The 23,698-nt window shown below is 71.7% G+C and carries 23 protein-coding genes; 10 read left to right on the top strand and 13 right to left on the bottom strand.

Features of this window, described 5'->3' with window-relative positions:
• Window positions 1-75: 75 nt before the first annotated feature.
• Window positions 76-1,218, top strand: a complete 1,143-nt coding sequence (locus ABZ459_RS11245; RefSeq protein WP_357968830.1) for a glutamate--cysteine ligase — start codon at window positions 76-78, stop codon at window positions 1,216-1,218.
• Here ABZ459_RS11245 and ABZ459_RS11240 read toward each other — a convergent pair.
• Both ABZ459_RS11240 and ABZ459_RS11235 read right to left on the bottom strand, forming a co-directional pair.
• Window positions 1,209-2,744, bottom strand: coding sequence for an NAD(P)-binding domain-containing protein (locus ABZ459_RS11240; RefSeq protein WP_357968827.1), 1,536 nt, complete (start codon window positions 2,742-2,744; stop codon window positions 1,209-1,211). The genes ABZ459_RS11245 and ABZ459_RS11240 overlap by 10 nt on opposite strands.
• A complete protein-coding gene (locus tag ABZ459_RS11235; protein WP_357968826.1) occupies window positions 2,744-3,316 on the bottom strand; it encodes a carboxymuconolactone decarboxylase family protein in 573 nt (190 codons plus the stop codon). Before ABZ459_RS11235 ends, ABZ459_RS11240 begins: the two co-directional genes overlap by 1 nt.
• Window positions 3,317-3,455: 139 nt before the next feature.
• Between ABZ459_RS11235 and ABZ459_RS11230 the strand changes: the two genes are divergently transcribed.
• Window positions 3,456-3,848, top strand: a complete 393-nt coding sequence (locus ABZ459_RS11230) for a nuclear transport factor 2 family protein (protein WP_352354061.1) — start codon at window positions 3,456-3,458, stop codon at window positions 3,846-3,848.
• Between the two features lie 24 nt (window positions 3,849-3,872).
• Here the strand turns inward: ABZ459_RS11230 and ABZ459_RS11225 are convergent, their stop codons facing one another.
• Window positions 3,873-4,388 carry a carboxymuconolactone decarboxylase family protein gene (locus ABZ459_RS11225; RefSeq protein WP_357968823.1) on the bottom strand — a complete coding sequence of 172 codons (516 nt, stop codon included), beginning with the start codon at window positions 4,386-4,388 and terminating at the stop codon, window positions 3,873-3,875.
• A 320-nt stretch (window positions 4,389-4,708) separates the two neighbouring features.
• Here ABZ459_RS11225 and ABZ459_RS11220 point away from each other — a divergent pair, with 320 nt between their 5' ends.
• On the top strand, window positions 4,709-5,416 hold the full coding sequence (locus tag ABZ459_RS11220; RefSeq protein WP_357968821.1) for an NAD(P)-binding domain-containing protein: 708 nt from the start codon (window positions 4,709-4,711) through the stop codon (window positions 5,414-5,416).
• 16 nt (window positions 5,417-5,432) lie between these two features.
• Here the strand turns inward: ABZ459_RS11220 and ABZ459_RS11215 are convergent, their stop codons facing one another.
• From ABZ459_RS11215 to ABZ459_RS11205, 3 genes are all read right to left on the bottom strand, one after another.
• Window positions 5,433-7,838, bottom strand: coding sequence for a SpoIIE family protein phosphatase (locus ABZ459_RS11215; RefSeq protein WP_357968819.1), 2,406 nt, complete (start codon window positions 7,836-7,838; stop codon window positions 5,433-5,435).
• 77 nt (window positions 7,839-7,915) lie between these two features.
• Window positions 7,916-8,761, bottom strand: a complete 846-nt coding sequence (locus ABZ459_RS11210) for an SDR family oxidoreductase (RefSeq protein WP_357968817.1) — start codon at window positions 8,759-8,761, stop codon at window positions 7,916-7,918.
• A gap of 273 nt (window positions 8,762-9,034) precedes the next feature.
• Complete coding sequence (locus ABZ459_RS11205; RefSeq protein WP_357968814.1) at window positions 9,035-9,481, bottom strand: ATP-binding protein; 447 nt, start codon at window positions 9,479-9,481, stop codon at window positions 9,035-9,037.
• Between the two features lie 344 nt (window positions 9,482-9,825).
• On the opposite strand from ABZ459_RS11205, the gene ABZ459_RS11200 reads away from it, so the two are divergent.
• Window positions 9,826-10,206 carry an STAS domain-containing protein gene (locus ABZ459_RS11200; protein ID WP_357968812.1) on the top strand — a complete coding sequence of 127 codons (381 nt, stop codon included), beginning with the start codon at window positions 9,826-9,828 and terminating at the stop codon, window positions 10,204-10,206.
• Between the two features lie 504 nt (window positions 10,207-10,710).
• Here the strand turns inward: ABZ459_RS11200 and ABZ459_RS11195 are convergent.
• Entirely contained in the window at window positions 10,711-11,073 is a 363-nt protein-coding gene (locus ABZ459_RS11195) for an STAS domain-containing protein (protein WP_357968809.1), read from the bottom strand.
• A 295-nt stretch (window positions 11,074-11,368) separates the two neighbouring features.
• On the opposite strand from ABZ459_RS11195, the gene ABZ459_RS11190 reads away from it, so the two are divergent.
• Entirely contained in the window at window positions 11,369-11,977 is a 609-nt protein-coding gene (locus ABZ459_RS11190; RefSeq protein ID WP_357968806.1) for a TetR/AcrR family transcriptional regulator, read from the top strand.
• Window positions 11,978-12,565: 588 nt separating this feature from the next.
• On the top strand, window positions 12,566-12,928 hold the full coding sequence (locus ABZ459_RS11185; protein ID WP_357968804.1) for a DUF1622 domain-containing protein: 363 nt from the start codon (window positions 12,566-12,568) through the stop codon (window positions 12,926-12,928).
• A gap of 158 nt (window positions 12,929-13,086) precedes the next feature.
• Here the strand turns inward: ABZ459_RS11185 and ABZ459_RS11180 are convergent, their stop codons facing one another.
• Both ABZ459_RS11180 and ABZ459_RS11175 read right to left on the bottom strand, forming a co-directional pair.
• The gene (locus ABZ459_RS11180; RefSeq protein WP_357968802.1) at window positions 13,087-13,842 is read right to left on the bottom strand and encodes a PASTA domain-containing protein; all 756 of its coding nucleotides are present in this window, start codon (window positions 13,840-13,842) and stop codon (window positions 13,087-13,089) included.
• Between the two features lie 123 nt (window positions 13,843-13,965).
• The gene (locus ABZ459_RS11175; RefSeq protein WP_357968799.1) at window positions 13,966-14,718 is read right to left on the bottom strand and encodes a peptidylprolyl isomerase; all 753 of its coding nucleotides are present in this window, start codon (window positions 14,716-14,718) and stop codon (window positions 13,966-13,968) included.
• A gap of 481 nt (window positions 14,719-15,199) precedes the next feature.
• On the opposite strand from ABZ459_RS11175, the gene ABZ459_RS11170 reads away from it, so the two are divergent.
• Entirely contained in the window at window positions 15,200-15,766 is a 567-nt protein-coding gene (locus ABZ459_RS11170) for a histidine phosphatase family protein (protein ID WP_357968796.1), read from the top strand.
• A gap of 160 nt (window positions 15,767-15,926) precedes the next feature.
• Here ABZ459_RS11170 and ABZ459_RS11165 read toward each other — a convergent pair whose 3' ends face one another.
• Complete coding sequence (locus ABZ459_RS11165; RefSeq protein ID WP_357968793.1) at window positions 15,927-17,396, bottom strand: alpha/beta fold hydrolase; 1,470 nt, start codon at window positions 17,394-17,396, stop codon at window positions 15,927-15,929.
• Between the two features lie 467 nt (window positions 17,397-17,863).
• On the opposite strand from ABZ459_RS11165, the gene ABZ459_RS11160 reads away from it, so the two are divergent.
• The 3 genes from ABZ459_RS11160 to ABZ459_RS11150 all read left to right on the top strand — a co-directional run bounded on the left by ABZ459_RS11160 (window position 17,864) and on the right by ABZ459_RS11150 (window position 19,912).
• On the top strand, window positions 17,864-18,391 hold the full coding sequence (locus tag ABZ459_RS11160; RefSeq protein WP_357968790.1) for a hypothetical protein: 528 nt from the start codon (window positions 17,864-17,866) through the stop codon (window positions 18,389-18,391).
• A 223-nt stretch (window positions 18,392-18,614) separates the two neighbouring features.
• Entirely contained in the window at window positions 18,615-19,208 is a 594-nt protein-coding gene (locus ABZ459_RS11155; RefSeq protein ID WP_357968787.1) for a hypothetical protein, read from the top strand.
• Between the two features lie 383 nt (window positions 19,209-19,591).
• Entirely contained in the window at window positions 19,592-19,912 is a 321-nt protein-coding gene (locus ABZ459_RS11150) for a GYD domain-containing protein (RefSeq protein ID WP_357968785.1), read from the top strand.
• A 406-nt stretch (window positions 19,913-20,318) separates the two neighbouring features.
• Here the strand turns inward: ABZ459_RS11150 and ABZ459_RS11145 are convergent, their stop codons facing one another.
• The 3 genes from ABZ459_RS11145 to ABZ459_RS11135 all read right to left on the bottom strand — a co-directional run bounded on the left by ABZ459_RS11145 (window position 20,319) and on the right by ABZ459_RS11135 (window position 23,697).
• Window positions 20,319-20,636, bottom strand: a complete 318-nt coding sequence (locus ABZ459_RS11145) for a MazG-like family protein (RefSeq protein WP_357968782.1) — start codon at window positions 20,634-20,636, stop codon at window positions 20,319-20,321.
• 494 nt (window positions 20,637-21,130) lie between these two features.
• Complete coding sequence (locus ABZ459_RS11140) at window positions 21,131-22,675, bottom strand: 2-oxo acid dehydrogenase subunit E2 (protein WP_357968780.1); 1,545 nt, start codon at window positions 22,673-22,675, stop codon at window positions 21,131-21,133.
• A complete protein-coding gene (locus ABZ459_RS11135; protein ID WP_357968778.1) occupies window positions 22,672-23,697 on the bottom strand; it encodes an alpha-ketoacid dehydrogenase subunit beta in 1,026 nt (341 codons plus the stop codon). Before ABZ459_RS11135 ends, ABZ459_RS11140 begins: the two co-directional genes overlap by 4 nt.
• Between the last annotated feature and the right edge of the window lies 1 nt (window position 23,698).

The following is a 23,698-nucleotide window of genomic DNA, read 5'->3' as shown; positions in this document are numbered from 1 at the left end:
CCGGCAGGGCAAGATCGGATGGCAGTGTTCCCGCAGTGTCCCCGCAGTCGAGTCGAGCAGTGGAGTGGAGCGCACATGACGGCTACCGCCGAGTCGTTACGGCAGACCTCCGGCGGCGTGACCGCCCGCCTGATGGGCGTCGAGGAGGAGTACCTGGTCGTCGATCCGGCCACCCGCGCCGTGGCCCCCGGGGCGGCGGCCGTCGTCGGGCGCGCCGCGGCCGGGCTGGGCGACCGGGTCTGCACGGAGATCACGCAGTTCCAGGTGGAGGCCAAGACGGCGCCCTGCGCGAGCCGGGCCGAGCTGGCGGCGGAGCTGCGGCGGATGCGCGAGGTCGTGGCCGCCGCCGCGCGCGCCGAGGGCCTGGCCGTGGTCGCCTCCGGCACGCCGGTGATCGGCGACGTCGTCCCGCCGCCGATCACCGAGCACCCCCGGTACGGCGTCGGCATCGACAACTACCGCGCCCTGCACGACGAGCAGGCCATCTGCGCCGGTCACGTGCACATCCACGTGCCCGACCGGGAGCAGGCCGTGCTGGTCTGCAACCACGTGCGCCCGTGGCTGCCCGTGCTGCTCGCGCTCATGGCCAACTCGCCCTTCTGGGCCGGCCGCGACACCGGTTACGCGGGCTGGCGGGTGCTGGCCTGGGGCAAGTGGCCGGTGGCCGGGCCGCCGCCGTACTTCGGGTCGCTGGAGCACTTCGAGCGCACGGTCGCGGCGCTGACCGACAGCGGCGCGCTGGTCGACCCCGGGACGCTGTTCTGGGACGTGCGCCCGTCGGCCCGGCTGCCCACGGTGGAGGTGCGGGTGGCCGACGTGCCTGCCTCCACCCGCGAGTCGGTGTTCCTCGCGCTGGTGGTGCGGGCGCTGGTCACGACGTCGCTGCAAAGGGTGCGGGACGGCGATCCGGGCCCCGAGGTGCCCGGCGAGCTGCTGCGCGTGGCCTACTGGCGGGCCGCCAGGGACGGGCTTGGCGGGTCCGGCGTCGATCCGTTCACGGGGGCGGCGCGGCCGGTCGCCGAGCTGGTGGCGCGGCTGCTGGAGCAAGTCGGGCCCGCGCTGGCCGCCGCCGGCGACTCGGCGGCGGCCGGGCAGGGGTGGCGGCTGCTGCGCGAGAACGGCGGCGGCGCCGAGCGCCAGCGGGCCGCGCACGCCCGGCGGGGGGCGCTCGCCGACGTGGTCGACGATCTCGTGGCCCGCTTCTCCTCCTACGACTGAAGCCGGGCGGCCAGGAACGCGCGCAGCGGTTCGACGTGGCGTACGGGGTCGCGCCAGCGGGCCTGCAGGTCCTCCAGGAGGTGCTGCTCGGCGACCGGCTCGCCGTGCCGCCAGACCCGGACGACGGGATGCAGGAAGGCGCACTCGTCGGCCCGCTCGGGCGTGGGGTGGCGCTGGATGGCGAACACGTCGGCGCGGTCGCGCGGCCCCCAGCGCAGGGTCAGCGTCAGGCACAGCCCGGCGGCGGCGAAACGCTCGCGGGCGTAGTCCTCCGGCAGGTCCTCGTAGTGGCGCACGACGCCGTCCGGGTCGAGCACGTACGCGTCCGACAGGTACTCGAACTGGGTCCACAGCGCCGAGCTGTGGTTGACCCGGTCGAGCATCGACCCGGTGAGCACGCCGGCGTCGGCGGGCAGCTCGCGCACGGGCAGCGGCCTGCCCTCGTAGCGTTCGAGCAGCAGGGCGGTCAGGGAGCGCAGGTTGTAGCGGAAGCCGTCGATGAACGCCGAGGAGGCCCGTTTGAAGTCGCGGGCCTGCATGAGGGTGCCGGCGAAGTACAGGCCGTCGACGTCGGCCGACTGGAAGTCGGGGCGGATCGCCGGCATCCGGCCGCCGGGGGTCAGCGCGGGACGGCAGGAGTCGCCGAACAGGCCGGTGTCCATGGTGAAGCCGGTGCAGCGCAGGACGGCGTCGTAGTCGAGCAGCGCCTGCTCGCCGTCGGCCAGCGTGTAGGTGATCGCGGCCCTGATCCCGCCGCCCTCGCGCCAGAGGCGGTCGACGGTGCACTCCAGGACGCCGTGCAGGGTCTTGAACCAGTAGCTGTCCAGGAAGGCGCCGTACTGGCCGCGGACGTGGCCGGGATGCTTGCTCGTCCAGGCCAGGCGGACGGGGCTGGGGCTGGCCAGGTGGATGACCGCGGCGTGCGGGAGCAGCGCCTGCGCGGTCTCGAACGCCGAGTTGCCCTTGCCGATGACCAGGACGCGCTGGTCGGCGAAGTCCTCCCCGTTGACGGGGACGTCCTCGTAGCCGGTGGCCAGCTCGATGCCCGGGATGTCGGGGACGTGCGGGCCGCCCCAGCCGGTGGCGACGATCAGGCAGTCGGCGCGGAGAACCTGGTCACCGGCGTGGACGACGAAGCCCGCGCCGTCCTTCTCGACGCGCTCGACGGCCGTCGAGTACCGCACGCGCAGCCCGTGGACGCGCTGGAAGTCGGCGAGGTAGCGGACCAGGTCGTCGGCGTGCGGGAAGTACTCGCGCGAGTAGTTCGGGAACATCAGGTCGGGCTCGTCGTTGAGCAGGGAGTTCCAGTCCCAGCGCAGCTGGATCTCGCGCTCCTTCTCGCCGGTGTGCACCTTGTTCAGCGAGATGAGGCGGCGGTGGCGCGGATAACTGCGGAAGAAGGCGCCGGGTGCGTCCTCGCGTTCCAGGGTGACGTAGTCGGCCCCGGCGCGCTGCAGGAAGTAGCTGAGCTGCAGCCCGCCGGGTCCCGCGCCGATGATGACGAACCGGTGGTGTTCCCCGTCCATCAGCCCTGCTGTCCCGTCGCCGGTGGGACGGTCGTGTAGCCGTGCGTCAGGATGCGCTGCGCGGCCAGGTCGTACCCGGCGGGGTCGTCGGGGGCGGAGGTGCCCAGGCCGTCGACGTACCGGTTGAACATGCAGAACGCGGCCGCGATCAGCACGGTGTGGTGCAGTTCCTTGTCGGTGGCCCCCTCCGCCCTGGCCGCGGCCACCAGCTTGTCGGTGACGTCCCGGCCGCTCCGCTGCACGGCGGCGGCGATGGCGAGCAGGGCGCGGAGCTTGGGGGTGACGGGCGCCGTGCCGGGGTCGGCGCGGACCTGGTCGACCAGCGTCATGCCCTCGGGGAGCTGGGCGGCGGCGAACGCGGCGTGCGAGGCCGTGCAGAACCGGCACTCGTTGAGCCCCGACACGTAGGCCGCGATCAGCTCCCGCTCGCCGCGGCTCAGTGTGCTGTCGCCACGCAGGAGGACCTCGGCCAGCGCGTTCATCGGGGCGGCCGTCTCCGGGCTGAACTGGAAAAGTCCGCGGATTCCTGGTTCATCGGAATCGAGGGCAATATGGGGCACGCAAGCTCCCATCGATGCGGTTTTCTCCTAGTCTGCACACTCTGGCAAATTGCGCAAGATCTCGTTATTTGCGCCTCCTTCTTGTCTCCTGCAACTGACGCGCGTAATGTCTCGGACGCCACCTAAACCCCGTTTGTGACTGGCGGTCGTCATGGATGAGCATCCCCACATCACCGTTGCCGGCAACACCTACGACGCCATTGCCAAGGGCGACCTGGAGGACCTTCGCCGGCTGCTCGCCGACGACGTGATCTTCCACGTCCCCGGTCGCGGACCGATGGCCCGCGACTACTCCGGCAAGGAAGCCGTGCTCGGCTACCTGGCCGAACTGCTGCAGTCCACCACCGGCACGCTGCGCCTGGAGCCGGAGTCCTACCTCGTCGGCGGCGACCAGGTCGCCGCCGTCCTGCGCATCCGCGGCGAGCGCGACGGCCGCTCGCTCGACGACCGCGGCATGCAGTTGTTCCGGATCACCGACGGGAAGATCAGCGAGCGCTGGAGCTTCCCGCTCGACCCCTATTCGGTGGACGAGTTCTTCGGCTGATCACGCCCCGCCGGACGGGGCCACTCAGCCGGCCTCGTCCAGCGCCTCGTCGTTCCACACCTTCACGTATCCGCTGGTCAGTCGGGCCCTGTCGGCGTAATGGGCGGGGTCGTCGGTGGCCAGCGTGGCCAGGCCGTCCACGTACCGGTTGTACATGCAGAAGGCCGCCGCGATCAGCACCGTGTCGTGGATCTCCAGGTCCGTGGCGCCCTCGGCCCTGGCCGCGCGCACGTGCTCGTCGGTGACCTCCCGCCCGCCGCGCTGCACCGCCCCGGCGATGCCCAGCAGGGCCTTGAGCTTGCCGGAGAGCGGGGCCGCCGCCGGGTCGGCGCAGGTCTCCTCGACCAGCTCCATGCCGTCCGGCACGCGGACGGCGGCGAAGGCCGCGTGGGTGTGGAAGCAGAACCGGCACCGGTTGAGCGACGACACGTACGCGGCGATCAGCTCGCGCTCGCCCCGGCTCAGCGGGCTGTCCCCGCACAGCAGCACCTCGGAGAGCAGGGTCAGCGGTTCGGCCGCCTCGGGACGGTAACGGAACAACCCCCGAATCCCCGGCTCGTCGGACACCAGCTGGATATGCGGACGCGTCCCGCCCGCGTGATTAACGAATTCACGCCGCCCAGCGTCGTGCGAGACGGAACGTAATGCTGAATTTCCCATTCGGCCCTCCAACGTCCGTTTGCCTGCCTATGGCATCCAGTGTGCGGGTTCGTCGCGCGCAGATTCCGCCGGGGAACGGCCAGGAAGTTGCGTACCGGTGACCACTTGATGCCAGCGGCGGCGCTGGAACCATCCGCCCGGAATCCGGTTCGGCCGTCCTCCGGCGCGCCGACAGGGCCTCCGACCAGCGATAACGTGTTGTGACGATATCCTGGCGAACAGTAGTTGAGGCGCACAACCGGGGGCGGAGCATGAAGATCGGCATCATCGGCGCGGGGAACATCGGCGGCACGCTCACCCGGCGCCTGACCGAGCTGGGGCACGAGGTGGCGGTGGCCAACTCCCGGGGCCCCCAGACGCTCACCGGCCTGGCCGGCGAGACCGGCGCGACCCCGGTGACCGTCGAGGAGGCGCCCCAGGGAGCCGACCTGGTCGTGGTCACGATCCCCCAGGGCAAGGTGCCCGAGCTGCCCGACGACCTGTTCGACGACGTCACCGGCGGCCTGACCGTCGTGGACACCGGCAACTACTACCCCCAGCGCGACGGCCGGATCGACGAGATCGAGGCCGGGATGCCGGAGAGCCGATGGGTCGAGCAGCAGCTCGGCCATCCGGTGGTGAAGGCGTTCAACAACATCTTTGCCGACCACCTCGGCCACGGCGGCCGCCCCTCCGGCACCCCCGGGCGCATCGCCCTGCCCGTGGCCGCCGACGACGAGCGCGGCAAGAAGATCGTGATGGGCCTGGTGGACGCGCTCGGCTTCGACCCCGTGGACGCCGGCGGCCTCGACGAGTCGTGGCGGCAGCAGCCCGGCAGCCCCGTCTACACCACCGACAAGGACGCCGAGGGCGTCAGGGAGGCCCTGGCCCAGGCCCGCCAGGAACGCACGCCGGAGTGGCGCGCCTGACCCCGACTGGCGTGGCTCAGGCTCGGCCGGTGCGCAGGAGCAGCATGGCGATGTCGTCGGCGCGGTGCTCGACGGCCGCCGCCGCCGCGATCATGTCCTCGGCCACGTCGGCGAGCGGCTGCTCCGGCGCGGGGGCGAACCCGGCGGCCAGGCCGCCGATGGCCTCGCCGAGGTCGCGTCCGGGCACCTCGATGAGCCCGTCGGTGTAGAGGGCCAGCACCGAGCCGGGCGGCAGGGCGAGCTGGGTGGTGGCGTACTCGGTGCCGGGTTCGATGCCGAGCAGCAGCCCGGGGGCGGCCTCCACCACCTGGGCGGGCTCGCCGGGCCGGCGCAGCAGCGCCGGCAGGTGGCCCGCGCTGGCCACGCACGCCATGCTCCGCCCCAGGTCGACGCTGATGTACAGGCAGCTCGTGAACCGGTCCGGGGCCAGCTCGCTGAGCAGGCGATTGGTGTGCGCGAGCACCTCGCCGGGGTTGGCGCCCGCGCTCGCGTGGGCGTGGATGGCGGTACGCACCTGGCCCATCAGCGCGGCGGCGGTGACGTCGTGCCCCTGGACGTCGCCGATGACGGCGGCGGCCACCTTCTCCTCCAGCCGGATCAGGTCGTAGAAGTCGCCGCCGATGTCCATGCCGGGCGTGGCGGGCAGGTAGCGGGCGACCACCTCCAGCCCCGGGACGCCGGGCAGGGTGCGCGGCAGCAGGCTCGACTGCAGCGACTGCGCGAACTGGTGCTTGACGTCGTAGAGGCGGGCGCGCTCGAACGCCTGGGCGATGAGCCCGCTGAGGGCCGTCAGGCTGGCCCGCTCGTCGGTGGTGAAGCGGTGGGGACGGTCGTAGGCCAGGATGCACATGCCGGCCGTCCGCCCGCCGGCCGTCAGCGGCAGGAACGCCCAGGCCGACATGTCGTCCGACCTGATCGCCTCCGGGTACGTCGCGCGCAGCTCGGCCCAGGTGCCGAAGAAGGCCGGCGCGCCGGCGGCCAGGGGGTGGCCGGGCGACAGGTGCAGCAGGGGCTGGCCGTCGTACTCCTCGATCGCCTGCTCGCTGTACCCGCGCGAGGCGGCCACCTGCATGCGCCCGCCCCTGGAGGTGAGGATGGCCAGGGCCTGCACGTGGTAGGCGGGCATCACGTGGTCGGCGACCAGGTTGATCACCTCCTGGGCGGTGACGGCCCGCGCCAGGGTGGTGGCCAGGTGCAGCATCTCGTGCAGCGCGACCAGGCGCGGCGGCCGGTCGGTGGTGACGAGCTGGTCGGGCATGACCGGACGCGGGTCGCGGGCCATCGTGCTCGGCGTGACCCGCATGGTGACGCCGGCCAGGCCCGGATAGAGATGGAAGGCCAGCCACTGGCCGCCCGGGTTGCGGGTGGTGAAGTAGGTGACCTCCTGGCTGACCACCGCGGCGCGGTAGCGGTCCTCGTAGGCGGGCTCGCCCAGCCACGGCAGGACGTCCCAGGGACGCTTGCCGGTCAGCTCGCCCGCCTCGGCCTGCAGCAGCTCCTCGGCGGGGGCGGTGACCAGGGTGAGCCGCCCCTCGACGTCGAGCATGCAGTAGCCCTCGGGCAGCCGGTTGAGGCAGGTCAGCAGCAGGTCCTCGCCGCCGGGCGGCTCCCTGGTCAGTACGCGCGGCTGGTGCCCCGGCGGCACCGGCCGGTTCCCCCTAGGGACGATCTCCGCCAGGTCGGCGCAGGCGGCGGTCAGCACGTCGAGCTGGTGCCCGGTGGGACGGCGGGCCGGGGCGGGCGGCCAGAGCAGCATCATGGCCCCCCGCACCTCGCCGTCGCGGCCGACCAGGGGCGCTACGGCCAGCGCGAACCCGTACGGGAAGGCGAGCGCCACGAGCGGGAACTCGCGGGCCATGGTCTCCCGGTCGGGCACCCACACCAGCCGCCGCTGCCGCACCGCCACCGCGACCGGCGACTGGTCGGTGGACCTGATCAGGACCCACGAGCGCGAGAAGGGCTCGGGAAGGCCCGACTCGGCCTCCATCATCAGCACACGCCCGTCCTCGGCCAGGACGAAGAGCACGCACACGTGCGCCTGCGTGCTGGTCGCCGCGCCGAGCAGCAGCCTGTCGACGTGCGCATCACGCGCCATGCCACCGTCGTGGGCACACTCCTCGTCGTGAGCCCGGCCCTCGTCATGGGCTCGCGCCTCGTCGTGAGCCCGCCCCTCGTCATGGGCTCGCGCCTCGTCGTGAGCCTGCGCCTTGTCACGGGCCCGGCCCTCGTCATGGCCCAAGCCGCCACGGGCCAGCCCCTCGTCGGCGTCCCGCGCCTCGCCGTTGGCCCGCGCCTCTTCGTGGGCCGGGCCGCCGTCGTGGGCGGGGCCGCTATCGTGGGCCGGGGCGCCTTTGTGGGCCGGGCCGCCGTCGCCGTCCGCCGGGCCGGGACGTGGTGGCGGCGCGTGGGGGATATCTCCCATGAAATCAGGCTATGCAAGCTCCTTGTACGGATATATGCACTCTCCGCAATGGATGAGCAAAGTGTTCCAAGGCTCTGTCAGGCGAGCGGCCCGAGGTACGTGCCACCCGAGACGTCGATGGTCTGACCGGTCACCCACCGACCCGGCGGACCGGCCAGGAAGCCCACCACGTCCGCGACGTCCTCGGGCTCGCCGAGCCGGCCGAGCGCGGTGATGGACTCCAGCGCGGCCACCACCTCGGGGATCGAGGTGTAGCCCGCGGTCATGTCGGTCCGTACGGCGCCGGGCGCGACCGTGTTCACGGTGATGCCGCGCCGTCCCAGCTCGTTGGCGAGCGTCGGGGCCATCGCCTCCAGCGCCGCCTTGCTGATCGTGTAGCCGATCTGCGTGGTGACGGCGAGCCGGCTGGCCGTCGAGCCCATGTTGATGATGCGGCCGCCGTCGTTCAGCAGCGGCAGCGCGCGCTGGATCACGAAGAACGGGGTGGTGACGTTGATCGTCATCACCCGCTCGAACTCCGCCGGGGTCAGGTGCGCGATCGGGACGGTCGAGGCGATGCCGGCGTTGTTGACCAGAATGTCCAGGCCACGCCCGGCCAACCCGTCGGCCAGCCCCTCGAACAACCGCTCCACCGCCCCCTCGACGCCCCTGCCCTCTTGCGCGCCCTCCACCCCCGTAACGCCCACCCCGCCTTCCACGCCCTTGACGCCCTCCTGGGACTTCGCGCCGAAGCGGGCGCGCACAGCGAACGCCTGGCCGCCGCCCTCCTCGATCAGGGCGACGGTCTGCTTGGCCGCCTCGTCGTCGCCGCCGTAGTGCACGGCCACCAGCGCGCCCTCGGCGGCCAGCCGCAGCGACACCGCCCGGCCGATGCCCCGAGAACCGCCCGTCACCAGCGCCGTCTTGCCGGTCAGCATGCCCATTGTCCGCTCCCCACGTGTGTGGCCTCTGCTCCGCGATCGCGGAGACAGGTCAACAGTGGCGGGGGCGGCTCACCGCGTCCTCACCGACGACTCACCGCCCGTCCGGCCGGCTGGTGATCCGCCCGTCCGAGCGGCTCACCAGCAGCCCGGACGTACCGACGGACGGGCGGACCGGCGGACCGGCGGGGCGAGCAGGCTCCCGGGCGGATCGCCGGCCGTGCGGGCGGAAGGGCGGCCTTCCGGACGGAGGGGCGGGCGGGCGGATCACCGTGGCTAGCTGGCCGCCGGTGAGGAGTCGCCGCCCTGCCAGGGACGCAGGTGGGTGGCGAGGGGCAGGCGCATACGCAGCCGCAGTCTGCTGCCATCTTGCGGATGATCGATGCCGACCTCGTCGCACAGACGGTGGATCAGCCACAGCCCGAGACGCCGCGCCGCGGGCGAGGGACGCGTGAGCCGTGCGTCGGCCAGATGCTCGGCCCGCAGGCGTCCGGCCGTGTCGCAGACATCGACCGTGAGGACGGCGGCGTCGGTGTAGGCCGTCACCGTGCCGCGACCGCCACCGTGCTCCAGGACGTTCGCGGCGGCCTCGTTGACGGCGAGCACCAGGTGGTCGAGTCGCGCGCCGGACAGCCCCGCGTGGCTGGCGTAGACGCGCACCAGATCGCGGGTGAGCGCGAGATTGTTGGTGATGGTGCACCGCAGGTGGAAGGGTGCGTGCATGGCTTGCCCCTACCGTGTACGGGGGTTACGGCGGCGTAAAGCGCTCGATCGAGGGCAGAGAGTAAGGCGACCGAGTAAACGAGCCGAGCCGGGCGCGCCACGGGCGCACCCGTCCAGTTCACCGGCGGCCGAGGCCGCGGTGACCTGGCCGATGCCTGGCGGAAAGGGTTGATCGCCCGACATCTGCACCTCCCTCTGCCCGATGTGCCGACGCTGTATGGACGCGCGGCGCGCCGGGCCCTCTTGTTTTCGGCGATCTGTCAGGGGCGCCCGCACCTTCCCTTGATCGGGAACGTGGCGCGGCTCGGCTCTGCCCTGAGACGACCGCATTGGTGTGATTTTCAATGAACGACCAGACCGGCGACCCTGCCGATGTGCTGCCCATGGTGCACCCCTTCGGCCTGCGCGTACGCGGCGAGATCGACCACCATGGACGGCCCGCGCTGGCTCGAGCGCTGGCGTGGGCATTACGCATCGGCGAGACCGACATCCATCTGGACCTGTCCGAGCTTACCTTCATCGACGCCGGCGGGCTGCGGCTGATCATCAGCACGGCCACCGACCTGCCGCCGCCGCGCAGGCTGGTGCTCCAGAACGCCTCGTCGACGGTGCGCGAGCTGCTGGAACTGCTCGGCTGGCGACTGGGGCCCGAGGACCAGCTGTACCGGATGCTCAACGCGTCACATCCCCACGGCCCGGACCCGGCCCCCTCCCCACCGTCCTGACCTGACGCCCGGCCCGATCCCGGCCCCCGCCCGGGCTGATTCCGGACCCCACCCGGCCGATCCTGGACCCCGCCCGGCCTGCCCCACTCCCGGCCCGGTTCGGCCTGGCCCACTCCCGGGCCCAGCCTGGCCTCACCCGCACCCCCGGGCCCCAGGCCCCGGGCGCCGGGCCGGCAGCGGGGCCGGCGTCAGGCGGACAGCGGGGTCGGGAGCGCCCTCCGGCCCTTCACCGGCACCCACCCGGCCTGAGGTACTCACCGCGATCCCCCTGAGGGCCGTTGCCGGGCTCCTGGCCTCGAGCCCTCACCGCGCCCCTGGCCCGACCAACTCGTGCTGAACCTTGGCTCGACTGGCTCGTGCTGAACCTTGGCCCGACCGGCTCATACTGAGCCTTGGCCCGACCGGCTCGTACTGAGCCTTGGCCCGGCTGACTCGTGCTGGGCCCGGACCCGTGCATGTCGGTGCGGAGCGGCCGTTGCCGCCGCTCTCGCCGTCCCTCAGCAGTCAGGACGGCCAGCCGCGCGGCTTGGCCCAGCTCGCGGCCTCGGCCGGAGCGTCGTCCGAAGGGAACAGGCGCGACAGACGGGTGATGTCCAGCAGGCGGGCCAGCGGCCCGTGCACCCCGACCAGCCGGACGGTGCCGCCGCGCCGCTCGGCCTGCCGCTGGCCGATGATGAGGGCCCAGAGGCCGCACGAGTCGCAGAAGGTCAGGTCGGTGACATCGATCACGACCTTCGGGCGCGGCACCTCCAGGAGTTCCGCGAGCGTACGGGCCAGCGGCATGCGGGTCACACGGTCGAGCTCGCCGTCGAGGTGCACCACGTGGCAGCCCGGCAGACGTTGGACGTTGATCGCTAACTCTGTCATGAGGGGATCCAGAGCTCAGCGCCACCCCTGTCCGCATCCGGCACATCGGCGGCGACATCGGACATCGCCCGCCCCTACCCCTCAGCGGCAGCCTTGCTCCTCCAGGCGCCCCGGGTAAGCACGATGTGGCTCAGCCGCCACAACTTGACGCCGCGCCCGGACGATAGCCGCTGTTCAGCATGCCACCCCAGGTCGTACGCCTCCTGGCGCTTCGCCGCGTCCTCACATAGCCGCGCGGCCCCGATCGGGACGGGGAAGCGCTCGTCCCATCTGTCTCCCACGTATAGTCAGTTGGGTGACTGACTCAACGAGGACACGGGCCCGGGGGGCCGACAAGCGGCGCAGGCTGATGGCCGCCGCCGCCCGCGTCCTGCACGAGCAGGGCGTCGAGCGGACGACCATCGCCGACATCGCCGAGGCCGCCGGCGTGCCCGTGGGGAACGTGTACTACTACTTCAAGACCAAGGACGAACTGATCCTTGCCGCGCTGTCCGAGCACGCCGGGCACCTGGCCGAGCTCACCGCCGAACTCGACCGGCTCCCCGACCCGCGCGCCCGCCTCAAGGCCATGGTGGACGCCTGGGTGAGCCATCGGGACATCGCCGCCCGGTACGGCTGCCCTACCGGTACGCTCGCCGCCGAGCTGGACAAACGGGAGGAGGGCGGCCTCGACGTCGAGGCGGGCCGGGTCCTACGGCTGCTCCTCGACTGGTCGGAACGCCAGTTCCGCGACCTCGGCCAGCCGGACGCCGACGATCTCGCGCTCACCTTCGTCGGCGCGTACCAGGGGATGTCGCTGCTGGCCAACGCCTTGCGCGATCCCGAGATCATGACCCGCCAAGGCTCCCGCCTGACCCACTGGCTCGACTCCCTCCCCACCGACCCCCCTCACCCCACGGACTGACTTCACCCCTCCGCCATCCACGAACAACGCCGCCGTCCAGACCACCACCTGGACGGCCCGACCTCCCAGCCCTCGGAAAACCGCCCCGCGATTCCCCGAGCGCGCACACCCCCATTGCAGACCCGCCTCTCTGCCCTCAAATCGCGCATGGCCTTCGCGCGAGGCCCGCACCCCTCCCCCATCCGCGCGCGTGTGCCCTCCCGCCCCCAGCCTGCACCTCTTTCCTTTGCGATCGCGCAGGGCTTCCCGCCCCAAGCCGGCCCCCCAGATCGCGCACCGGCTTCCCGCCCCCAAGCCCGCGCATCAGCCCTTGCGATCGCGCAAGACTTCCTGCTCTCGGCTGGCCGCCCTCCCCCATCCGCCCACGTACGACCGCCCAACCCGTGCCCGCCCCTCATCTCTCCGATCGCGCATGACCTCCCCGTCCCCCATCCGGTCATGTATGGCTTCCGCTCAAAGCCCGCGCCCCTCCCCACGCGAGGCCCCGTGCGGTGGCCGGGCAAAGAGGGGGGCTGGTGCGGCGTGTCGGGACGGTCGGCGGAGCGCGGGACGCTGATCCTTGCTGAAGGCGGGACAAAGAGGGTGGTCATGGACTTCGCGCGGATCGTGGAGGCGATCGGCCAGGCTGTCGATCTCGCAGGCGTGGCGATCATCGTGCTGGGCGCGCTGACGGCCACCGTGTCCTTCGTGCTGCGGCTGCGCGAGCGACAGGCCCCGCACGACGTCTACCGCGCCTACCGCCAGGGCCTCGGACGGGCGATCCTGCTCGGGCTGGAATTCCTGGTCGCCGGGGACATCATCCGTACGGTGGCGGTGGCTCCGACGTTCGTGAGCGTCGGCGTGCTCGCGCTCATCGTGCTCGTACGGACCTTCCTCAGCTTCTCGCTGGAGGTCGAGCTGGAGAACCGCCTGCCCTGGCAGCCACGGCGCAGCACCGACACTCCCAGCTGAACCCGCCCCACCCGCCCTACCGCGGTCACCCCCCCACCAAGGCCCACGAAGTCGGCCACCTCGATGGAAGGCCCGATTTCGGGCGAAACAGCCGTCCACCCCAAGGCGTCCGGCCGCCCGAGGAGACGAGGTCGCCTCGGACAGCCGGACCGCCGGGGTCATCTGAAGATGCAGGGCCGCCCGTTGCGGTCCACCCCGCTGGACTCGTTGAGGTTCACCGCCGAACCGCGCGGCACGGTCGCCCCCGCACCCGGGCTGCTGAACAACACGGTCCCGCGAACGTCGACGCAGTTGTTGTCGAAGGTGACCCCTCCGACCGTGAGGCCCGCCCCCGCGATGGCGTTCCGCGCACTGCCGTCGTCGAAGCCCTGCACGTTCGGGACGGCGGTGAGGTTGCACTGCACCCGGAACAGCTCCCACGACCGCACCTGGGTCGCGTCGCTGTGCACCACGTCGGTGGTCCGGTTGCCGCCGCCCACGGCGGTCAGGAAGTGGCCGTCGACCGTCTGGATCGCGACGCCGTCGCCGCCCTGGCGTACCAGCGCGAACTTCTCCCACGCCTGCAGGAGCGTGGCGTTGGAGTGGATGACGTCGGTCTGCAGGCCGCCGCCGTTCACGGCGGTGAGGTAGTTGCCGGTCAGCGTCCTGATGCCGACGTGCACGCCGTCGCCGGCGTCCACGAGGGTGAAGCGTTCCCACGAGCGGGCCACGGTAGCGTCGCTGTGGATCACATCGGTCGTACGGCCCCCGCCACCCACCGCCGTCAGATAGTTCCCGGTGTTGGACGTCTGGAACGTACAGGTGGTCGGGGTGACGAACGGCAGCGCCGCCCACGCGGGCCCGCTCAACCCCACCATCCCCGCGGCAGCCAGTGCCAGTCCCGCCACCGTGCCGAACGCACGTCTCAGGTTCATGCGTCTCTCCCTGCTCCCGGCTCCTCGGTCGGAGCCCTCGCTCTGAGGGCGTTCCAGACCGTGCCGCCCCCGTTCCACCGGCATCGGGGACGGGGGCGGGGCGGCGTGGGAGCGGGGGTGACGCTACTTCCGGCAGACCCGGGCGTCCCGGATGTCGACCGGCAGGACGGGCTTGCCGTCCACGGGCGGCGTGGGTCCGTCGGGCTCCGGCTGGATGCCGCCGGCGGCGATACGGTCGAGCGCGGCGAGCCCGGCGGCGTCGACCGTGCCGAAGACCGTGTAGTTGGGCGCCAGGCCCGAGTCACCGTAGACCAGGAAGAACTGGCTGCCGTTCGTGTCGGGCCCGGCGTTGGCCATGGCCAGCACACCCCGCGCGTACGTCTTGCGCACCCCGGTCGGGTCGCCGGGCCACGGCGGCAGGTCGGTGGGCAGTTCGTCCTTGTACCGGTAGCCGGGCCCGCCTTCGCCGGTGAAGCTGGGGTCGCCGCACTGCAGCACCTTCAGCCGGTCGTACGCGGTGAGCCGGTGACAGGAGGTGACGTCGTAGAAGCGATGACGGATCAGGTGTACGAAGCTCTGCACGGTGCACGGCGCCTTGGCGGGGTCGAGGGTGAGCCCGATGTCGCCGTGGTTGGTCCTGAGCACCGCCGAGACCGGACGGGTGGAGGTGCGGCGCGGGTCCGGCGGCAGCGGCACCTTGCGCACGGCCGGGTCGTCGGGGGTCTCGGTGTACGCGCACGGCCCCTTGGTCGTCCGCGGCGGCCGGTCCAGGACCGTCGCGGAGGCCGGCATCGCGGCGGCCGCGACCAGCGCGCCCGTCGTGACTGCGGATAACGCGGCGCGGGCCGCGAGTCGTACCAACGCTCTGCCGGACATCGTGTCCTCCACTGCGTGATGATCGCCGGGCTTCCTGTGGTCTAGTCGATCTGACCCGCCCAGTCAAGACCGTGGCCGCACGAGGTCGGCGCCTCCCCTCTGCGACTTCCACGGCAGCCGGAGTGCACCCCTGGTCGGCGCGTCAGGAGCGGCGCCGAGTCGTCGTGACAGCTGCCCCTCACCACCTCGCCTTTCGTCCGGTGGATCTTCGCCGTCGTCTCTGCTCCACAGCTGACGTTGGCCCTGGCACGCAGCCGTACGCACACCATCCGGCGGCGGCCTACCCATTCCAGCGGTAGAGCCTGATCATGCGACGATCCGACCCGTGAGCCGTCGAACATCGACAGCCGGCCGGGCACGGCTACGCTATGGCCTGCGGCCACCGCATGATCTTTGGTTGTCAGCACACCGCTCGACGATCTCGATGGCCGCACGCGTCGCTGTCCTTGCCCACCGGAACACCGTTGCAGGAGGACGCCAAGTGCGTTGGCTCGACGTGCGCCGACACAGCCTGACCAAGAAGGGCGCGGCACGCGGGCGCGGGTCACACCTGTCGGCTGACGGCATCGCCCTCGCCCGCTTCATCGGCTCCGGAGTCGGCCCCTACGAGCGCGTCGTCACCAGTTCGTCTCCTCGGGCCGTCGAGACCGCTGTCGCGATGGGTTTCGCCGTCGACGACACCATGGAGATGCCGTCGGGTTATGTGCCGGGAGAAATCCCTCGGCACGCACAATGGGGCTGGACCGAGCCCTACCGGCGGCTCGCGGAGATCATCCGGGACGGCCGGGCCGCGGCGACCGTGGCCGAGAACCACCGAGCGATCTGGGTGGACACGGTCAGTGCCGTCACGGAGGGCTGCTCAGCGCTTCTGGTCGGGCATGGAGGGGCGATCGAGCTGGCGTTGGCGGCGTGCTTCCCGGAGGCTGCACACGATTCCTGGGGGACGCCGTTCGCGCACTGCGACGGTGCGCGTCTCGGCTTCGCCGACGGTCGGTTCGTGAGCATCGAGTTCTACCGGGCGCCGCAGAGCCCCATCCGGCCGGGTTGAGGATCGCCGACTGCGGCTGGCGTACTGGTAGACCAAGCCTCGGTCCTTCTCCCGATGCTCGGGCTTCTCGAAATCGGGAGGCGCACCGATCCGGCTGAAGCATGGGACGAGGGCGTTCCCGTTCAGCCCGGATGGCTGCCTACCGGCGGGTTCGCCGTGGTCAGCATTGGGTGTTCGGCGGTGGCAGGGTCAGGTCGGTGAAGTAGCGGTTCATCAGGTCGCGGGCGCAGGGATTGAAGCCGTAGAGGGTGTGGCCAGGGCCGTCGTGGTGGATGGTGACACTGCCGGGGACGGCGGCCAGGGCGCGTTCGACCGCGTCCGACTCGCCCCAGGCGCCTGCTCCCAGGACGGGGGGCACGCCCTTCGGGAGGGGAGCGGGCGGGTTGGTGACAGGGACGGGCCAGCCGATGCAGTTGAGGGTCGCCGAGGCCAGCGTATTGGCAGTGCCGGTGAGAGGGGCGATCTTGCGGAGGCGGGCGTCGGTGGTGGCCAGCTCCTTGAGGGTCGTGTAGCGCGGCCAGTCGAGGCATTCGGTGACGGGCGTGGACTGGTCGGGGTAGCGGGCGCCACGGGCTGGGACGAAGTCGGAGGCGTCGCCCTGGACGGCCGCCTTGCGGATCGCACGTGCCAGGGCGGGCCAGGAGGGGGCTCCCTGACGGGCCATGGAGAGGGCGAGGGACTGCAGGTCGCGAGCATCGTAGGCCATATTGGCCGTCGTGGTGGGGATGGGCTTGTGGCGGGCTCGTTCGGTCAGCTTGTGCCAGAGGCCGGGTATGTCTTGGCAGTCGTGGGTGGCGCACCAGGTGAAGAAGCGCTGCATGGACTGCTCGTTGGACTTCGCCGTCTCTTCCAGTTCGCGCGACCAGTCGGCGGGGCTGTGGTTCCAGGTGCCGTCGAGGACCATCGTGCGGATCTGACCGGGGAAGAGGCGGGCGTAGTCCTGGCCGTAGAAGCCCGCGTAGGAGGCGCCGTAGTAGTTGAGCTTCGCGCCGCCCAGTGCCTTCCTGATCGCCTCCATGTCTCTGGCCTGGTCGGCCGAGCTCATGTTGGCGAACAGCTCGGGGTCTTGGTGGCGGCATGGCTCGGCGTAGCCGCGGTTGGTGTCGGACAGGCGGCCGAAGCCGGCGTCGTCACGCGGGGCTTCCGGGATGGGGATGCGGGTCCAGACGCATGCCAGGCCGGTGCTCAGGCCGCCGAACTGCTCGCCGTAGCCGCGGGTGTCCCAGGTGACGATGTCCATGCGCTCGCGCAGCCGGGCCCACCAGTCGGGGACGGCTGCGGTGGTCGCGATGCCGGGGCCTCCTGGGCCGCCGTAGGCGACGAGGACCGACCCTTCGGAGGCGCCGGTCGCCTTCAGCCTGCCCAGCTTCAGTGTGATCTTGCGGGCGTCGGGTTTGCGCCAGTCGACCGGGACCTGGAGGTCGGCGCACTCCATGCCGATCTTGTTGTTGGGGCAGGGCTGCCAGGTCAGTGAGGATTGAGCGGTCATGGCGGATGGGGTGACCGAGGAGGGACGGGCTGTGCTCTCGTTTCCGGGTCGGGCCTCGGCGGTTGGGGTGGCGGCGGCCATGGCGGGTTGGCCGGTCATCGCCAGCAGGACAGCCAGGGTCGTGGCGAGGGGTTTCAGCATGCGGCCATGATTGCGGCGCGGGGGGCGGGAGCGCGTCGGACCAGGGTCTGGTCTTGGAGCGGGGATGTCCTACCACGGGTTGTCAGACCGTGGTCTGGTCAAGGTCACGCACGACGCGGTCTGGTCAAGGTCACGCACGACATGGTCTGGCCGGTGTCACGCACGACGTGGTCTGGCCGGTGTCACGCATGCTCTGTGGTCCGGCACGATCCGTGGTCCAGCCGGTGTCACGCACGATCTGAAGCCCCTGTTACTGCTCGTGAAGGCTGTCCCGTCACCTGTCCGCCGAGGAATCTGTCCGGTCAGGGCGCTTGCTGGGGCAGCGGCACGGGGTCCGTCCTGTTTGGAGAGGCTCCGGGTTGGTTGCCCGGAAGAGGGCGAGGAGCATCGGCTTGTTGCCGAATGGCCCTGTCAGCCTGCGGGCAGGCCGGGCTGAGCGGCGGGTACGGCTGCGCTAGCCTGCCGGGATGCGGCGGATTCTGGTGGCGGGCATCAGCGGAGCGGGCAAGTCGACGCTCGCCCGCGCATTGAGCACCCGGATTGCCGTGCCCTGTCACGAGATGGACGGCCTGTACTTCGCCGGGCCCGATTGGGCCGTGGACCAGGCGTTCCCGGAGCGGGTCGCCGAGATCGCCGCGACCTCGGCGTGGATCTTCGACTCCTTCGGCTACCCGGAGGTGCGCGACCTGCTGTGGGAACGCGCCGACACCATTGTCTGGCTGGACTACCCGCGCCGGGTCGTCATGCCGCGAGTCCTGCGGCGTTCGCTGCGCAGGACGGTTCTGCGCGAACCCGTCTTCAACGGCAACCGGGAGACGGTCGCCGGATGGTTCCAGAGTGATCATCCGGCGTGGTGGGCCTGGTCGCAGCACGCGGCGCGACAGGCGGAGATCCGGCGGCGCACCCGTGATCCGCGTTTCGGGCCCCTACGCGTGCTCCGCTTCACCAGCCCGTACTCGGCGGCGGTCTGGCTGCGGTCGGTCGGGCCGGCCTGACGTCGGACAGGATCTCCTCACCGGCGTCCGTCGTCAGTGGTCGAGAAGCTCACCGGGCAGCCCGGCCAGACCTCTGCGTAGTGGGCACCGCGCCCTCCGGCCAGGGGCAGGTGGTGGCGGTCGGCAGGGTGAACGTGGGGTGGGCGGACCGGGATCGCAGGATTCTGGACGTTCGGGGTGTTCGGCCTCAAGGCCGGCGGAGGTGGCGCGGGAGAGTGGGGGCATGGTTGAGATGTCGTCCGCGCAAGGCGGCTCGCAGGGGCGCTCCCCCACCGGCCGCGTGCTCATGGCCGTCGCACGTCGCTGGCCCACGTGGCTGGGCCTGGCCTTCATGGTCTTCAACGTCCTGGGGCTGGAGGACGGGCGGGACGCGGCCCTTGTGGTGTTCCTCGCCGCGCTCATCTACCTCGCCACGGCGGTGACCGGCAGACCGGGGGTGGTCTGGCCGTTGTTCGGGGCGTCCGTGGTGGCGGTGACGGTGCTGCGGCTGCTCGGGCTGGAGCCGTGGCCGGGGCTGGTCGGGGGTGCGGTGTGCGTCGCCGTCGTCGGCCTGGCGGGCGGGTTGTCGCGCAGGCCGACGCTCGACGCCGCGCAGGTTCCCGCGATGCTGGTCTTCGGGACGGTGTCGGTGGCCGCGCTGACCTTGTCGCCTGCGGTCGGGGGCTATTTGGTCGCGGCGGCCCTGATCGGGCATGCCGCTCTGGACGTGGTCCTCTGGCGCAGGAACAAGGTGGTGGCCCGGTCGATGGCCGAGTTCTGCGCCGCACTCGACCTGCCGCTCGGGGTGGCGATCGTGGTGCTGACGGTCTCGGCCTAGTTCGCCGGGACGCACTGCAGCTCCGGCTGTCTGCGGTGTCCTCGTAGAAGATCTTGTATGTCCATTGGGGGCGCGACCCCGGGAACTTCGGTGAAGGTGCCGTCGGCGCTGGTGCCCCGGGGGCGCTGCTCAGCAGGTGGTAGACCTCAGGCTTGCGGGGTCGTGACGTTCCAGCGCCAGTTCGCCTCCTTTGTCAGGACGGGCATCAGGCGGCCTGCCCTGTCATCCGCTGGTCACGTCCTGGCTGGACGACGTCGGGGCCCGTAGGGGAAAACCCAGCACAACCAGTGGGATTACCTTCATCCGGAGCCGAGAATTCCGACCTCGTGACCCGCGACAGCCACCTCGCACCGGGGCGGCGGCACGAGAAGAGGAACTCGACCATGCCCAAGTATCTGATTCAGTCCACGTACACCACAGACGGCCTCCGCGGGGTGCTGCGAGACGGTGGCACCGGACGCCGACAAGCGGTGGATCGCCTGGTGGAAAGCCTTGGCGGGCGGGTCGAGCAGATGTACTTCGCGTTCGGCGAGACGGACACGTTCGTGATCGTCGACTTGCCGAGCAATGCGGCGTCGGCTGCGTTGGGGATGGCAGTGTCGGCGTCCGGGGCGGTGCGGACGACGACGGTCGCCCTGCTGACGGCGGAGGAGGTCGACGAAGCCACGCGGATGGACGTGGCTTACCGGGCTCCTGGCGCGTGACAGCCAGTCGCGGGTGAGCGCGGCGGCTGATCCCGACACTGCGGGCGATGCAGGCCCTTGCCTCGGCTCGCAGGATGTCGGGGAAGTCAGCCGCGCTCCGCTCCTTCAGGTACGGCGGCACGGGGTGACGTGCCGGCTCTGGCTCTTCGCTGCTGTTACGGCACGGGTCGTCGACATTCGCCAGGACATCGGCAGCCTCGGAGAGGTCGTCCGCCGAGGCTCAGCCGCCTCGACCGCCCTGATGCGAGCCTCAGCAGCGGCGAGGCACAGGTCCGAATCCCCGCCCGCCCTCAGGCGGCTACGGGCCTGTTCGAACGACGCGGCGGTGAGGCGCGGCCCTCGGTCCTCACCCGCGTGGTGCGCGGCGAGCGCCGGAGCGGCGGCTTGTACGGCTTCCCCGGGAAGGTCAGGCGCGCTTGGCCTCCAACGCTGACACGCGGTCGGCGATCTTCCTCAGCTTCGCCTCGAACACCGCCTGCGGGTCATCGTCGACGGAGGCGAGCGCCACCATTGCCGTCACGATCACGTCGCACAACTCGTCAGCGAGATCTTGGCGGGTGTGGGAGGCGGGCTTGCGCGGGTTCTGGCCGAGTTCCCCGATGCGGGCCTCGATCGCCTCGCCGAACTCCTCGCCGATCTTCATGACGCGCAGCGTGAGTTCGTGAGGGTCCCGGCCGTTGTTACGGTCCAGCCATGCCACCAGCTCGCCGATCGTGGACCACACGTCTGTCGAGGTGGGCTCAGGCATCGGCTCCTCTTTTCCATGTCGGCGTCTGGCGAGTGCTCGTACAGGCGGTCGACGCCCAGGCGCCCGGCGCAATGATCGGTGGCGTGATTCGCGCTCTTTCGCCGTCGTGAGTGTGAGAGGAGCGTAAGCGATCCATGGCCCTCCGGCGGGTATGAGGACACACCTACTCGCCGGGTGCCGTCTTCGCGGGCACCCTGGTACTTCTCAGCGTCATGGTGGTGGCGATGGTCGGCATCGGCTTCATGATCGCAGTGGTTGCGCTGGCGGTCAGCTCGAACACTCACGTACAAACCCATGCCGCCGGATCTGAGGCGCCGGAACACCCAAAGCGTGAGCAAGACGAGTAGGTCGTTGACAGCCGCGACGTGGACGGTGGCTTCATGCCGCGCCGGTTGCCGGCGGCCGGTGGGCCTGAGGGTTGCCGCCCTTGGGCCCACCGGGTGGCGTTCGCCGGCGTGGGGAGCGTGCTGCTAGACGTGGGCGAGCAGCACCGCGGGGTTCTCCACGCAGTCGGCGACGAAGCGGAGGAAGCCCCCCGCGGCGCCGCCGTCGCAGACGCGGTGGTCGAACGTGAAGGACAGTTGGGTGATCTTGCGGGGCACCACCGCGCCGCCGTGCACCCAGGGGCGGTCGATGACGCGGCCCACCCCCAGGAGCGCCGCCTCCGGGTGGTTGATGATGGGGGTGGAGCCGTCCACGCCGAAGACGCCGTAGTTGTTGAGCGTGAACGTGCCTCCCGTCAGCGCGGACGGGGGCAGGCTGCCGGAGCGGGCCAGTGCGGTCAGGCGGGTCAGTTCGGCGGCCAGGCCGGCGGTGGTCATGAGGTGCGCGTCGCGGACCACCGGCACGACGAGGCCGCGTTCGGTCTGGGCGGCGAAGCCCAGGTTGATGTGGCCGTGGCGGACGATCTCGGCCCGCTCGGTGTCGACCGAGGAGTTCAGCTCGGGGAAGCGGAGCAGGCCGGCCACGCAGGCGCGGGCCAGCAGGGCCAGCAGGCCGATGCCCAGGTCCGGGCTGGTCCGCCGGAGGGTGTCGCGGATGGCGAGCAGGTCGGTGGCGTCCACGTCCACCCAGGTGGTGGCGTCGGGGATCTCGGTGCGGCTGCGGGTCAGCTTGTCGGCCACCGTACGGCGCAGGCCGCGCAGGGGGATCCGCTCCGCCACCGGAGACACCGGAGCAATCTGGGACGCCGGGGCCGCTGTCCTGTCGGCGGACAGGGCGTCAGGGGTCGCGGCGGGGTCGGTCCCGGGGTTGGCGATGGCGTGCTCGACGTCGCGGCGGAGGATGACGCCGTGCGGTCCGGTGGGGAGGACGGCGGCGAGGTCCACGCCGTGCTCGCGCGCCATCCTGCGGACCAGCGGCGAGATCACGCGAGGCGCGCCCTCCGGCCCGCCCGGGGATGGAGAAGCCGGCTCGGGCCCGGACGCGTGTCCAGGTGCGGATGCGCGCCCAGGTGCGGACGCGCGCCCAGGTGCGAGCCCGGACCCCGGTGCCGGTCCCTGAGCGGGTGCCGGCGCGAGTCCCGCAGCCGATCCCGAAGCGGGTGCCGGTACGGAACCCGGTGCCAGTGCGGGTCCCGATCCCGGAGCGGGTGCGAGTACGGATCCCGGGGCGGGCCCCGAGGCCGGGGTGGAGGGGACGGGCTTGGTGGGGCGGCGGCGGCGGCCCTTGTGCGGGGTGCCGGTGGTGCCGTAGCCGATCAGGACGTTGCCCGAGCCCGCCTGTTCCTCCTCCCGGTACCGCGTCGCCGCCGGGTCCTCCTCCCCGCCCCCGACCTCGATGAGCGGCTCCCCCACCGCCACGACCGCGCCCGCCTCGGCGTGCAGCCGCAGCACGGTCCCCGCGTACGGCACGGGCACCTCCACCGCCGCCTTCGCGGTCTCCACCTCCACCACGATCTGGTCGATCTCCACCGTGTCCCCCACGGCCACCTTCCACTCGACGATCTCGGCCTCGGTCAGGCCCTCGCCGAGGTCCGGCAGCCGGAACACCTGCCGCGCGGCGGTCGTCGTCATGACGCCTCCCGGGTGAGGTGCAGCAGGTCGGGCTGGTCGTCGAACTGGAGCCGGTCCACGGCGTCGAGGACGCGGTCGACGTCCGGGAGGTGGGAGTGCTCGAGGATGGGCGGCGGGTACGGGATGTCGAACCCGGTGACGCGCAGCACCGGCGCGGCCAGCGAGTGGAAGCACCGCTCCTGCACGCGGGCGGCGATCTCCGCCCCCACCCCGGCGAACCCCTGGGCCTCCTGGATCACCACGCAGCGCCCGGTCTTACGCACCGAGGCCACCACGGTCTCGTCGTCGAACGGGACGATCGTCCGCAGGTCGACCACCTCCAGCGAGAGCCCGTCCTGGGCCGCGGCCTCGGCGGCCTGGAGCGCGACGGGCACGCTGGGCCCGTAGGCGACGAGCGTCGCGTCGCGGCCCTCGCGGCGGACGGCCGCCCGGCCGAACCCGGCGGCGCGGCGGTCCGCGGTGGACGTCTCCTCCTTGGACCAGTACAGCCGCTTGGGCTCCATGAAGATCACCGGGTCGGGGTCGGCGATGGCGTCGCGCAGCAGCCAGTAGGCGTCGTCGGCCGTCGCGGGCGTCACGACCTTGAGCCCCGGCGTGTGGGCGTAGTACGCCTCGCTGGAGTCGCAGTGGTGCTCGACGCCGCCGATGCCGCCCGCGTACGGGATCCGGATCACGAGCGGCAGCGACAGCCGCCCGCGGGTGCGGTTGCGCAGCTTGGCCACGTGCGAGGCGATCTGCTCGAAGGCCGGGTAGGCGAAGGCGTCGAACTGCATCTCGATCACCGGGCGGAAGCCGCCCATGGCGAGGCCCACGGCCAGGCCCACGATCCCCGCCTCGGCCAGCGGCGTGTCGAAGCAGCGCTCCTCGCCGAACTCCTTGGTGAGCCCGTCGGTGACGCGGAAGACGCCGCCGAGCAGGCCGACGTCCTCGCCGAAGACGAGGACGCGCTCGTCCTCGCGCAGGGCGTCCCGCAGGGCGGCGTTCAGCGCCTGGGCCATGGTCATCGTGGTCGTCGCGGTCATG

The sequence above is a fragment of the Nonomuraea sp. NPDC005692 genome (genome assembly GCF_040631115.1).
GTDB lineage: Bacteria > Actinomycetota > Actinomycetes > Streptosporangiales > Streptosporangiaceae > Nonomuraea.
This window is presented reverse-complemented; position numbering and strand designations above follow the sequence as displayed.